Source organism: Nonomuraea monospora (genome assembly GCF_039531895.1).
GTDB lineage: Bacteria > Actinomycetota > Actinomycetes > Streptosporangiales > Streptosporangiaceae > Nonomuraea > Nonomuraea monospora.
In genome coordinates this window covers 100,342-112,704 of the sequence record NZ_BAAAQX010000033.1, presented here as the reverse complement: position 1 = coordinate 112,704, position 12,363 = coordinate 100,342, and the positions used below count along the sequence as shown (strand labels likewise).

Annotated in this window: 10 protein-coding genes; 3 read left to right on the top strand and 7 right to left on the bottom strand. The window is 73.7% G+C overall.

Annotated elements, in window-relative coordinates; translation table 11 throughout:
• Positions 1-17: 17 nt before the first annotated feature.
• From ABD331_RS44560 to pdxR, 6 genes are all read right to left on the bottom strand, one after another.
• Entirely contained in the window at positions 18-215 is a 198-nt protein-coding gene (locus ABD331_RS44560) for a glycine zipper domain-containing protein (RefSeq protein WP_344489317.1), read from the bottom strand.
• Between the two features lie 45 nt (positions 216-260).
• On the bottom strand, positions 261-1,547 hold the full coding sequence (locus ABD331_RS44555) for an MFS transporter (protein ID WP_344489314.1): 1,287 nt from the start codon (positions 1,545-1,547) through the stop codon (positions 261-263).
• Entirely contained in the window at positions 1,544-2,524 is a 981-nt protein-coding gene (locus ABD331_RS44550) for an ABC transporter substrate-binding protein (protein ID WP_344489311.1), read from the bottom strand. Before ABD331_RS44550 ends, ABD331_RS44555 begins: the two co-directional genes overlap by 4 nt.
• Complete coding sequence (locus tag ABD331_RS44545) at positions 2,521-3,321, bottom strand: ABC transporter ATP-binding protein (protein ID WP_344489308.1); 801 nt, start codon at positions 3,319-3,321, stop codon at positions 2,521-2,523. Before ABD331_RS44545 ends, ABD331_RS44550 begins: the two co-directional genes overlap by 4 nt.
• Positions 3,321-4,343 carry a FecCD family ABC transporter permease gene (locus ABD331_RS44540; RefSeq protein WP_344489400.1) on the bottom strand — a complete coding sequence of 341 codons (1,023 nt, stop codon included), beginning with the start codon at positions 4,341-4,343 and terminating at the stop codon, positions 3,321-3,323. Before ABD331_RS44540 ends, ABD331_RS44545 begins: the two co-directional genes overlap by 1 nt.
• A gap of 202 nt (positions 4,344-4,545) precedes the next feature.
• On the bottom strand, positions 4,546-5,961 hold the full coding sequence (pdxR, locus tag ABD331_RS44535) for a MocR-like pyridoxine biosynthesis transcription factor PdxR (protein WP_344489305.1): 1,416 nt from the start codon (positions 5,959-5,961) through the stop codon (positions 4,546-4,548).
• A 47-nt stretch (positions 5,962-6,008) separates the two neighbouring features.
• On the opposite strand from pdxR, the gene ABD331_RS44530 reads away from it, so the two are divergent.
• From ABD331_RS44530 to ABD331_RS44520, 3 genes are all read left to right on the top strand, one after another.
• Positions 6,009-7,307: an FAD-binding oxidoreductase gene (locus tag ABD331_RS44530; protein WP_344489302.1), complete on the top strand. Its 1,299-nt coding sequence runs from the start codon at positions 6,009-6,011 to the stop codon at positions 7,305-7,307.
• 69 nt (positions 7,308-7,376) lie between these two features.
• Positions 7,377-10,385, top strand: coding sequence for an ATP-binding protein (locus tag ABD331_RS44525; protein WP_344489299.1), 3,009 nt, complete (start codon positions 7,377-7,379; stop codon positions 10,383-10,385).
• Between the two features lie 113 nt (positions 10,386-10,498).
• The gene (locus tag ABD331_RS44520) at positions 10,499-11,695 is read left to right on the top strand and encodes an FAD-dependent monooxygenase (protein WP_344489296.1); all 1,197 of its coding nucleotides are present in this window, start codon (positions 10,499-10,501) and stop codon (positions 11,693-11,695) included.
• Here the strand turns inward: ABD331_RS44520 and ABD331_RS44515 are convergent.
• Positions 11,682-12,335, bottom strand: coding sequence for a class I SAM-dependent methyltransferase (locus ABD331_RS44515; protein WP_344489293.1), 654 nt, complete (start codon positions 12,333-12,335; stop codon positions 11,682-11,684). The two genes, ABD331_RS44520 and ABD331_RS44515, sit on opposite strands and share 14 nt — an antisense overlap.
• Between the last annotated feature and the right edge of the window lie 28 nt (positions 12,336-12,363).

Genomic DNA, 12,363 nt, shown 5'->3' with positions numbered 1-12,363 from the left:
CGCACCCTGCGTCAGGGTCAACCGCTGCTCGGCCCTCCGCCGTCGTTCTTCTTCCGCGCGCTGTAGGCGGCGCCGAAGGCCACCCCCAGGGCGAGGCCGAGCGAGATGCCGATGGCGAGGTTGTCCAGGGCGAGCCCGAAGACGACGCCGAACAGCAGGCCGAGGCTGATCCCGAAGCCGAGCCCAGCGCCCGAAGACCTTCTCTTATCCGTCATCGCATCTCTCCCAGGGGGACGTGAGCTGATGCCACTCACCAAACCTTATGCTGCCGGCTCGGCCGGGCGGCGGGAGAAACCGCGGGTGCCCGGCACCAGGGCCGCGGCGGCGGGGGCGACGAAGCACACCAGCGCGCACCCGGCCAGGACCGGCCGCCAGCCGAACGCGTCGATGGCCGGGGCGAGGAAGGCCAGGCCGACGGGGGCCAGGCCGTAGGAGATGAGGAAGTCGAGCGAGGAGACGCGGGCGAGCAGGCGGGGCTCCACCTCGCGCTGGGTGGCGGTGAACCAGGGCACGTTGAACAGCTCGATGCCCAGCCCGGCCACCGCGTAGGCGGCGAACACGGCGGCCGGGTGCACGGGGAGGAGGAGGCTGAGGGGGGCGAAACCGTACAGGGCCAGGCCTGCCAGGGCGGTCCAGCCCTGCGCTCTCGGTTTCCACCGGGCCACGAGCACCGCTCCGGCCAGGGCGCCGAGGGTGTAGGCGGTGAGGGCCGCCGCCAGTACGGCTTCTGTGCCGTAGCGGTCGCGGCTGACCAGCGGGAGTGCCACGCCGGTGGCTGAGTAGCCGGTGAAGATGACGGCGGCCAGCGCTGCGAGACCGGCGAGGAACCAGGGGTGGCGGCGGGCCTCCCTCATGCCTTCACCGAACTCCGCCACCAGCCGCACCCGTCCGGGCGCGCGGGTGGGGGCGGAAGGAGGGCCGGACGCGAGGGCGGGCGCAGGCGCAGGGGCGGCGGCGGAGGCGGGGGCGGGGGCGGGGGGGGGGGGGGGGGCGCCGGGGGGTGGGAGGAGGGCGGCGAGCAGCCACAGCAGGGCGGTGCCGATCAGGAGCGCCCAGGTGTCCAGGACGACCGCCAGCAGCGCGGTGCCCGCAGGCGCGACCAGGGTGGTGACGCGGACGGCGAAGGTGATGGCCGCGTTGGCCTGCCGCCGCCGCCCGTCCTCCACCACCTCGGCCGTGAGCGCCTGGAAGGCGGGCCGGCACGCCCCCTGCCCCGCCCCGACGACCACCGCCGCCACCGCCATGACCAGGACGGACCCACCGAGCCCGAGAGCGATGCCCGGGGTGGCGACGGCGGCGGCCAGCCCCGCCCACAGCACCACGCCCCGCCGCGAGTACCGATCGGCCAGCACCCCGCTGATCGGCACCGCGATTAGGAACCCGGCGGTGCGGGCGGCCAGCACGACGCCCAGCCCGCCCGCAGTGAGCGTCCGGTCCAGGACGGCGAGCCCGAGCACGAACGGCAACGCCCACGTGGCCAGCCCCGATGCGGTGGTGCCGCACCACAACCGGACGAACCGCCGGTCAAGGAGCACCGGCCCGCTCACGCGTCCAGCTCGCGCAGATAAGCCGCGAACCCTTCCAGCCCGTCGACGTTGCGCGGCCCGCTGATCCCCTCGTTGTAGTCGAGCACATAGAAACGATCGTTGACCACGGCCGGCAACTTGGCGGTGGTGGGAAACTCCTTCAGGAACTTGATCTTCTCTTCGGCGGGCTTGTCCCCGTAGTCCAGGATGATGATCACCTCGGGCTTGGCCTGAACGACGGCCTCCCAGGTCACCTCGCTCCACCGCGCGTCCAGCTCCCCGAAGATGTTGCGCCCGCCCGCGAACCGGATGATGTCGTTCGGCGGCACCTGACGGCCCGCGGTGAACGGCTTGTCGGTCCCCGAGTCGTACAGGAACACGGGCACCGGCTCCCCCTGGGGAGCCTGGGCCCGCACGGCCTCGACGCGCTTGCGGTACCCCTCGACGAGGGTGCGCGCCCGCTCCTCCACGCCGAAGATCCGGCCGAGCCGTTCGAGGTCGGTGTAGAGGGCGTCGAAGGGCGTGACGCGTTCGGGGTGGCCGGGGTAGTTGAAGCACGACTCGGTGTGCATGAAGCTCTGGATCTTCAGCCCGTCCAGGATGGCGGGGGTGATGCCGCGCTGGTCGCTGAAGCCGGAGCGCCAGCCGGCGACGACGAGATCGGCCTTGGCGTCCACGACCAGCTCCCGGTTGAGCAGGTCGTCGCTGAGGAACTTGACCTTGGCGTACTCGCTCGCCCACGGCGACTCCGTGACGGGCGGGTTGGCGGGCGGCATGACGTAGCCGTGGACGTGCTCGGTGAGGCCGAGGGCGAACAGCTTGTCGGCGCTGCCGCCCTCGTAGGCGACGGCGCGCCGCGGGGTGGTGTACTCGATGTCCTGTCCGCACCGTTTGACGGTGACCGTGCGCGCGGCGGCGGCGCCGTCCTCCACCTGCGCGCCGCAGCCGGCGATCAGGAGCAGGCCCGCCAGGAGCGCGGCGGAGGCAGGTGTGTTCACGCGGGGTTTCCTTCCGTGGTGGTGGCGGCGCCGAGGTCGTAGAGCACCTGCGGGACGCCGGTGAGGGGATGCCGGACGACGCTGGCCTCGACGCCGAACACCTCGCGCAGGAGCTGTTCGGTGAGGACGTCGGCGGGCGGGCCTGAGGCGACGAGCGTCCCGTGGGAGAGGACGGCGAGCCGGTCGCAGGCGGAGGCGGCGAGGTTGAGGTCGTGCAGGGTGACGAGCACGCCGGGCCCCGGCTCCCTGAGCATGGACAGCAGCCGGATCTGGTGGTGCAGGTCGAGGTGGTTGGTCGGCTCGTCGAGCACCAGCAGCCGCGGCTCCTGGACGAGCGCCCTGGCCACCAGGACGCGCTGGCGTTCCCCGCCGGACAGCGACAGCACGCCGCGCCCCGCCAGGTGCAGCACCTCCATCCGGGCCATGGCCTGGTGGCACAGGTCGCGTTCGCGGGCGCTGAGCGCCTGGTTGCCGCGCAGGTGGGGGGCGCGGCCGAGGGCGACGACCTCCTCGACGGTGAAGTCGAGGTCGGCCCGTCCCTCCTGGGTGAGTGCGGCGATGACGCGGGCGCTGTCGCGCAGCGGCATCCGCGACAGCTCCTGCCCGTCGATCCAGACGGCGCCGCCCGAGGGCCGCAACGCCCGGTACACGCATCGCAGGGCCGTCGTCTTGCCCGACCCGTTGGGCCCGATCAGGCCGACGACCTGCCGTTCCGCCACGTCCAGTGCGAGGTCTCTGACGATGGCGGCGCCGTCGATGGTCGCCGACAGCTCGTCCAGCACGAGCAGGCTGCTCATCAGCGTCCGCCGAACAGGTAGCCGCGGCGGCGCAGCAGCACGACGAAGACCGGCACGCCCACCAGCGCGGTGATCACGCCGAGCGGCAGCTCGCGCGGCGCCACCAGGGTCCTGGCCACCAGGTCGGCCCACACCATGAAGATGGCCCCGGCCAGCGGCGCGACGGTGAGGACGCGGACGTGCGCGGCGCCCGTCCACAACCGCACCAGGTGCGGCATGACCAGCCCGACGAACCCGATCGCGCCGCTGACCGCGACCATCGCGCCGGTCGCCAGCGACGTCAGGACGAACAGGCCGCGCCGCAGCCTGACCGTGTCCACGCCGAGGCTCACCGAGGTCTCGTCGCCGAGGGCGAGCACGTCCAGGCTGCGCGCGTGACGGCGCAGCACCACGACGGTGGCGGCGGTGACGGCCGCGACGACGGGCAGCGCGCCCCAGGTCGCCGCGCCGAAGCCGCCCATCGACCAGAACAGCACCGTGCTCGTCGACTCGCCGTCCGGGACGAAGTACACGATCAGGCTCATCACGGCCTGGAAGCCGAACGCCATGGCCACCCCGGTGAGCACCAGCCGCAGCGGCGTCAGGCCGCCGGCGCCGCGCGAGGCCAGGTAGACCAGGGCGGACACGAGCAGCGCCCCCAGGAACGCGCCGGCCGACACCGCGTAGACGCCCAGCGCGGTGAGCGTGCCCGTGACGCCGACCAGCACCGCCCCGGCCGACGCGCCCGACGACACGCCCAGCACGTACGGGTCGGCCAGCGCGTTGCGCACCATGGCCTGGATCGCCACGCCGACCACGCTCAGCCCCGCCCCCACCAGGACCGCCAGCAGCACGCGCGGCGTGCGCACCTGCCAGATGATCTGGTACGCCGTGACCTCGTCGGCCGTGATGGAGCCGCCGGTCACGGCCGCCCACAGGAAGCGCAGCGTCTCCCCCGGCGGCACGGCGGCGGCGCCCAGCCCGATCGCCAGCAGCACCGACACCGCGAGGACGCCGGTGAGGAGGGCGACGGTCACGGGCATCGCGAAGGTGGCGGTGGGTGGGGACTCTGACTGCGTTCTCAAGGACACTCCAGAAAACGAGAATCATTTTCGGAGCAAGACCGTACCATCACAAATCACCACGATCTCCCCAGGGCGGCATGATGACCGTTATCGTTTCGCCTCCGCCGTCCTGTACGCGGTGACGGAGCCTCATTGGCCAGGGCGTGAGCTGGTGATCCGCTCAGCGCGACAGGACGCGGCAGAGCGCGTCGAGCGCGGGCCCGTAGGCGTGGTCGGGCGGCGTGGCGTACCCGACGACCAGGCCGTCTTCGGCGGGCATGACGGCGGCCGGGTGGCGGTAGCCGGCCAGGCCCTCCACGGCGATCGACCGCCGGGCCGCGGCCTGGACGGTGGCGCGTTCGGTGCCGGGCGGCAGGCGCAGCACCGCGTGCAGCCCGGCGGCGATGCCGGTGGTGGCGACGTGCGGGGCGCGGGCGGCGAGGGTGGTGACGAGGCGGTCGCGGCGGGCCCGGTACCGCTGGCGCATGCGGCGGACGTGCCGGTCGTAGTGGCCGGAGTCGACGAAGTCCGCGAGCGTGAGCTGGTCCGTCACGCCGGCCCAGGCCTCCCGTTCGCCCTTGGCGGCCAGGACGGGGGCGATGAGGTGCTCGGGCAGCACCATCCAGCCGATGCGCAGCGCCGGTGAGATGCTCTTGCTGGCCGAGCCGAGGTAGACGACCCGCTCGGGGTCGAGGCCCTGCACCGCGCCCACCGGCTCGCGGTCGTAGCGGAACTCGCCGTCGTAGTCGTCCTCCAGGATCAGTCCGCCGCAGGAGCGCGCCCAGTCCACCGCGGCGGCGCGCCGCTCGGGGTGCAGGGGCCCGCCGGTGGGGAACTGGTGTGCCGGGGTGAGCAGCGCCGTCCTGACGCCCTTGAGTCCCGCCAGTTCGGTGGTGCGGGCGCCGTGCTCGTCGAGCGTGAGCGGCACCGTACGGACGGAGGCCGCCGCCAGGACGGCGCGGTGGAAGGCGAGCCCGTAGGACTCGACGGCGAGGGGGCCGCGCAGCACCCGCTCGCCGAAGAGCAGCCGCAGCGCGTGCGCGAACCCGGAGCAGATCACGATCCGGTCGGGCGTGGTGCGCACGCCGCGGGCGCGCGCCAGGTACTCGGCCAGCGCGCGGCGCAGCTCGGGACGTCCTTGCGGGTCGCCGGGGCCGAAGGCCTCGCTGGGTGCGCCGTTCAGCGCGCGGCGGGCGGCGGCCAGCCAGGCCGCGCGGGGGAAGGAGGCGGCGTCGGGCCTGCCCTGCCGCAGGTCGTGCAGGGGCGGGGCCGGGCGCGCGGGCACCTTCCCCGGTACGCGCGGCTGCCGGGCGGGCTCGGCCCTGGACGCCACCCGGGTGCCCGACCCCTGCCTGGCGACCAGCCAGCCCTCGGCGACCAGCTCGGCGTAGGCGTCGGCGACGGTGTTGCGGGCCAGGCCGAGGTCGGCGGCGAGTGAGCGGTAGGGCGGCAGCCGGGTGCCGGGGGCCAGCCGCCCGTCCCGTACGGCGTCGCGCAGCGCGCGGGTGAGCACGGCGCGGCGGCTGCCGGGGCCTGTCAGCTCCAGGTGCAGGTCACTGCCGAGCCGCTCCGCCAAATTGACCCACTCAATTGCCACGACAATGCACCCTATATCCGGTCTTTTCTGGCAATAGCGTGGGGTGCATGAACGCTATGAACGCCTTGCGCACCGCCGTCCGCGGCCCCGTCCTGCTGCCTGGAGACCCCGGCTTCGACGCCGCGCACCGCCCCTGGAACCTGGCCGTCGCACAACCGGTGGCGGCCGTGGTCGAGGCGGCCGACGCCGACGACGTCAGCGCCCTCGTCCGTCACGCCGGTGCGGCCGGGCTGAGCGTCGCCGTCCAGCCGAACGGGCACGGCGCGTCCGGCAGCGCCGCGGGCACGATCCTGCTGCGCACCGGCCGGTTGGACACCTTGGAGATCGACCCGGTGGCCCGCCGTGCGCGGGTCGGTGCGGGCGTGGCGTCCGGCCGCGTCCAGGCCGCCGCCGCCCGGCACGGCCTGACGGGGCTGCCGGGCAGCTCCCCCGTCGTCAGCGTGGCGGGCGTGGCGCTCGGCGGGGGGCTGAGCTGGTTCGGGCGCGCGCACGGGTGGGTCGCGGACGCGGTCACCGCCCTGGACGTGGTGGACGCCGAAGGCCGCGCCCGGCGCGTCACCGCGGACTCCGACCCCGACCTGTTCTGGGCGCTGCGCGGCGGAGGCGGGGACTTCGCCGTCGTCACCGCGCTGGAGCTGACCCTGCACCCGGCGCCGCACCTGTTCGGCGGGCGGGTCCTGTGGGCGGGCTCGCACGCGGAGGAGGTGCTGGACGCCTACCGGCGGATCACCGCCGACGCGCCCGACGAGCTGACGGTCTGGCTGGACCTGCTGCACTTCCCCGGCTCCGCGCCCATGGTCGCCGTGGACGCCACCTACCTCGGTCCGTCGGACGCCGCCCGCGACCTGCTGGCGCCGCTCGACCGCCTGGCCCGGCCACTGTCCGACACCCTTGGCGTCATGCCGGTCTCCGAGCTCGGCGCCATCACCGCCGAGCCCACCGACCCCGGGCCTGGCCTGTCCCGCGCCGAACTGCTCACCGTCCTGGACGACGCGGCGGCCAAGTCCCTGCTCGCCGACCCGATCGCGCCGCTGCTCAGCGTCCAGGTGCGGCATCTGGGGGGCGCGTTCACCCGCCCGTCCGACACGCCGCAGGGGGCGCTGACGGAGCCGTACGCGCTCTACATGTTCGGCATCCCCGCCGACGCGGAGACGGCCGCGGCGGTCGCCGCCCGGCAGCGCGACCTCGCCTCGGCGCTGCCCGTCAGCGGGCGCAAGCCGTACACCTTCCTCGGGCCGGACGAGAGCGCCGCCGACGCCTTCTCCCCCGACGCCCTCGCCCGGCTCCGCCGCATCAAGCGGCACCACGACCCGCACGGCGTCCTCCGCGCCAACTTCCCCGTCTGAGGCCCGTTCGGACCGGGTCTGGTTCGGTGGGCCGGGGGCCGGTTCGGTGGACCGGGGATAATCACCCGTATGCGGTTCGGGATCCTCGGTGACACCAGGGCGTGGCGCGACGACGGGGCCGACGTGCCGCTGGGCGGGCCCGCCCGCCGCGCCCTCCTGGCGCTGCTGCTGGTACGGCCGGGGGCCGTCGTGCCCGCCGAACGGCTCGCCGCCGAACTCGGGCCCGCGGGCGTGCCGTCGGCGCATGCGCTGCAGTCGCAGGTGTCCCGGCTGCGTGCCTGCTTGGGGGCGGAGGCTTCGATCGAGCGGGCCGGCGCCGGGTACCGGCTCGTGGTCGCCGACGATGACGTGGACGCCTGCCGGTTCGAACGGCTCGCCGCCGAAGGGCGGGCCGCGCTGGGCTCCGGTGATGTCCGGCGGGCTGTGACGGTGCTGACGGCGGCGCTGGCGTTGTGGCGGGGGGCCGCGCTGGCCGAACTGCCGGAAAGTGAGATGGCGCGGGCCGCGGCCGTGCGGCTGGAGGAGCTGCGGGTCGGCGCGCTGGAGGACCGGATCGAGGCGCAACTGCTGCTCGGCGAGCATCGCACGAGCGTTCCCGAGCCGCGGCTCGACGAGCACCATGCGGTCGTGCCAGAGCTGCGGCTCGACGAGCACCGTGCGGTCGTGCCTGAGCTGCGGGAGCTGGTCGAACGGCATCCGCTACGAGAGCGTCCGGCGGGGCTGCTCATGCGAGCGCTGTCGGCGGGCGGCGAGCGAGCCGAGGCCCTGATGGTCTTCGAGGAGACCAGGCGGCGACTGGCCGAGGAACTGGGCACCGACCCATCAGCCGAACTGGCACAGCTACACCGAGAACTGCTGAACACCCCGTCGTCACCGGCGCCCTCCCAACTCACCTCATTCGTCGGCCGCGACGACGAAATGGCGGAGATCACCGAACTCCTGCGAGTGGCACGGCTGGTCACACTGACCGGACCAGGCGGCGTCGGCAAGACCCGCCTGTCCGTCGAGCTCGCCGCCACCGCCGACGGCGAGGTGTGCTTCGCGGAGCTGGCCTCCCTGCGCGACGGCACCGGCCTCACACAAACACTCCTGAACGCGCTCGGCCTCCGCCAGAACGGGCTGCAACTCGCCGACGGCCCCCGGACACCACTCGATCGCCTCGTCTCAGCGCTGTCGGACCGCCCGCTCCTCCTCGTCCTCGACAACTGCGAGCACCTCGTGGACGACGTCGCCGCCCTGGTGGCCCGCCTCCTGGCGACCGGCCCGCGACTGCGCGTCCTGGCCACCAGCCGCGAACCGCTCGGCATCATCGGCGAGCACATCCGGCAGGTCCGCCCGCTGAACGGCGAAGCGGCGGCCCGGCTGTTCACCGACCGCGCCCGCGCCGCCCGGCGCGGCTTCATACCCGACCCCACGCTCATCCGGCGGATCTGCGCGGCCCTCGACGACCTCCCGCTGGCCATCGAACTGGCCGCGGCCCGACTGCGCACCCTTTCCCTCGACGACCTGGCCGTCCGTCTGGACGACCTGCTCAGCGTCACCGCCCGCGGCAACCGCACCCCCGACCAACGGCACCGGACGCTGCGGTCGGTGGTGGCCTGGAGCTGGGCCCTGCTGTCGGCCGGCGAGCAACGCGCCGCCCGCCGCTTCACGGTCTTCGCGGGCGGCGCCACGGCCGGTGCGGCGGTGCGGGTGTGCGGCACCGATGAGGAGACGTTGGAGTCGCTGGTGGACAAGTCGCTGCTGGAGGCGGTGGGTGGCGGGCGCCTGCGCATGCTGGAGACGATCCGCGCGTACGGCGCCGAACGACTCAACGCGCCAGACGAACGGCCCGAAGCAGCGCACGCACGACTCGACGTAGCACACGCACGGCACGACGCGGCGAGCGAGCGTGAGGCCGTCCGGCGGGCCCATGCCCAGTACTTCCTCGACCTGGCGCGGACCGCCGACCCGTGGCTGCGGCGGGCCGAGCAGCTCGACTGGCTGCCGATCCTCATCTCCGAACACGACAACCTGATGGCGGCACTGCGCCGGTCAGTGGCGGCGCGGGACGTGGAGACGGCGCTGCGCCTGATCGGGGCGATCTCGACGTACCTGTGGATCCGCGGCGTGTCAGCCTCGGCAGCACCGCACGCCATCACCCTGCTCGACACGATCGGCGACACGCCCCCACCCGTCCTGGGCGAGGAGTACGCGACATGCGTGCTCGTCGCCGCCTCCACCATCGCCGGCCGCCCAGCCTGGCAGCGACATCGCGCGGCGGCGGGCGAGGCGCTGGCCACCGCATGGCCCGGTGACCAGCCCGGCAAGTACCCGGCGGCCCTGCTGCTGTGGATCATGCACAATGCGAGCGAAGCGGAGCCGCACGACGCGTACGAGCTGGTCGCCGCCCAGCGCGACAACCCGGAGCCGTGGGCCCGCGCGACCTCCCTGTACGTGACAGGCTTCGGCCACCTCGGCGAAAAGGAACCCGGCCCGGCCGAACACGCCTTCCACCTGGCCGCCGACGGGTACCGCGCACTCGGCGACCGCTGGGGCACCGCGCTGGCCCTCGACGTCCTGGCGGGCCTCGCGGCCGGGCGCGGCGACCGTACGCGGGCCGTCGAGCTGACCGACGAAGCCCTCGCGCTCACCGACGAGCTAGGCGCCCTGGAGGACAGCGCCGACCTGCTGGTCAACCGGGGCGATCACCTCGCCGCCGACGACCCTGAGGCCGCGGGCGCCGACTACGCCAGGGCGGCCGGTCTGGCCCGTCGTGCCGGCAGCCCTGCCGGGCTGTCCGCCGCCCTGCGCGGGCTCGGTGACCTCGCTCTTCTGCGGGGCGAGCTGGGTAAGGCCGAGCGGTTGTACACCGACGCGCTGGAACGCATCGACCCGCACTGGGTGAAGAGCGTCGGCAACCGGGTTCGTACGCTGGCCGGGCTGGGCCGCGTCGCCGAGGCGCGGGGGGATCATGTCACGGCCCGCGCCCGATACCGGCAGAGCGCCGCCTCCGCGTCCGCGATCGGCGCTTCCGTTCCCGACGCGCTGCGCCTCCTCGGCCTGCCGGAGCCGCTCGTAGAGGCCGTCCTCTCGTGAAGACGTCACAGAGGCAGCGCGTACAGAGACGGCCCACACAGACACACCCAAAATGCACGGGCGGTGAGCGCGCGGTGAGGCCGCGGTGAGCAGCGCCCGCCAAGCTCCACCCCATGACGACCCGCACCATCCTGATCTCCGGCGCCTCCATTGCAGGCCCCGCCCTCGCCTACTGGCTGCACCGCTACGGCTTCCAGCCCACGATCGTCGAACGCGCCCCCGCCCTCCGCGACGGCGGTTACGCGGTCGACTTCCGCGGCCAGGCGCACCTGACGGTGCTGCGCCGCATGGGCATCCTGCCCGCCGTGGAACGCGCCCGCACCGGCACCGGCTCCACCTGGTACGTCAACAGCGCGGGCAAGCCCCAGGCCGAACTCCCGGCCGACCTGTTCGCCGGGGATGTCGAGATCCTCCGCGGCGACCTGTCCCGCATCCTCTACGACGCCACCAAGCAGAACACCGAGTACGTGTTCGGCGACTCCATCACCTCACTCACCGAGGACGCCGACGGGGTGCACGTCACCTTCGAACGTTCCGCGCCCCGCCGCTTCGACCTGCTCGTCGGCGCCGACGGCCTGCACTCCAACACCCGCCGCCTGGCGTTCGGCCCCGAGGACCGGTACGTCAGGCACCTCGGCGTCTACTGCGCGATCTTCACCACCGCGAACCACCTCGGCCTCGACCACACCGGCCACGCCTACCGCACCGGCGGCAAGCTCGTCGCGATGTACAGCGCCCGCGGCAACACCGAGGCCAGGGCCACCTTCTACTTCGGCTCGCCGCTGCTGGACCTGGATCGCCGTGACGCGGCCCGCCAGCAGGACATCCTCGCCGAGCAGTTCACCGGCAACGGCTGGGAGAGCGACCGGCTGCTGGGCGAGATGTGGCACGCGCCCGACTTCTACTTCGACTCGGTCGGCCAGGTCGCCATGGACTCCTGGACGCGCGGCCGGGTCGCGCTGCTCGGCGACGCCGCGTACTGTCCCTCGTCGCTGTCGGGGATGGGGACGGGGCTGGCGGTGGTGGGCGCGTACGTGCTGGCGGGCGAGCTGGCCGCGGCCGGCGGCGACCACCGCGCCACCTTCGCCCGGTACGAGGAGGAGATGCGGGAGTACGCGGCGGGCTGCCGGAAGATGGGCGACGGGGTGGCCAAGCTGATGATCCCGCAGAGCCGGTTCGTGGCGGGGTTCCTCAACCGGTACTACCGGCTGCTGCCGTACCTGCCGGGCAAGAACCTGGCGGCGAACATGGCGCGCAGGACCGCCGAGAACATCACACTGCGCGACTACCGGCAGCTCACCGGGAGGTGACGCTCTTTCGCGCGAAGAGGACGGCCCCGGGGGCGCGTTCGTCGAGGCCGAGCAGCCACTGCGCCTCGACCGTGAACCCGGCCTCGCCCAGCCACGCCGCCACCTGTTCGGGCCGGCGACGGTGGACGTGCACCCGCATGGGGTGGCCGCCGTACCCCTGCGTCTTCAGGACGGACTCGTCGCCGGCGTGGAAGCCCACCAGCAGCGGTCCTCCTGGTCGGAGCACCCTGTGGAAGTGGCCGAGGACGGTGGGGATCGCGTCGTCGGGGACGTGGATCAGCGACCAGAACGCCAGCAGGGCGGCGACGGAGGCGTCCGGGAGGTCCAGGTCGGTCATCGAGCCCACCTCGAAGCGCAGGTGGGGGTGGTCGCGGCGGGCCACGTCGATCATCGCGGGGGACAGGTCGATGCCGAAGGCGTCCAGGCCCAGGTCGTGCAGGTGGGCCGTGACGTGGCCCGGCCCGCATCCCACGTCCGCCACCGGTCCTTCGCCGGTGGTGCGGACCAGGTCGGCGAACAGGGTCAGGGCCGCCTGGAGGTAGGGGCGTTCGCTCACCGCTCCGCGTAGCTGGTCGGCGTAGCTGAGGGCGACTGTGTCGTAGGAGGTCCGGGTGTCCTCCAGCCAGGTGTCCGCGTTCATGAGCCGCCACCTTAGTGCCGATCCGGCC

Coding starts and splice junctions, on each gene's coding strand:
- ABD331_RS44525 (WP_344489299.1), top strand. CDS start 7,377: ATGCGGTTCGGGATCCTCGGTGACACCAGGGCGTGGCGCGACGACGGG.
- ABD331_RS44540 (WP_344489400.1), bottom strand. CDS start 4,343: ATGCCCGTGACCGTCGCCCTCCTCACCGGCGTCCTCGCGGTGTCGGTG.
- ABD331_RS44520 (WP_344489296.1), top strand. CDS start 10,499: ATGACGACCCGCACCATCCTGATCTCCGGCGCCTCCATTGCAGGCCCC.
- ABD331_RS44530 (WP_344489302.1), top strand. CDS start 6,009: ATGAACGCTATGAACGCCTTGCGCACCGCCGTCCGCGGCCCCGTCCTG.
- ABD331_RS44560 (WP_344489317.1), bottom strand. CDS start 215: ATGACGGATAAGAGAAGGTCTTCGGGCGCTGGGCTCGGCTTCGGGATC.
- ABD331_RS44515 (WP_344489293.1), bottom strand. CDS start 12,335: ATGAACGCGGACACCTGGCTGGAGGACACCCGGACCTCCTACGACACA.
- ABD331_RS44545 (WP_344489308.1), bottom strand. CDS start 3,321: ATGAGCAGCCTGCTCGTGCTGGACGAGCTGTCGGCGACCATCGACGGC.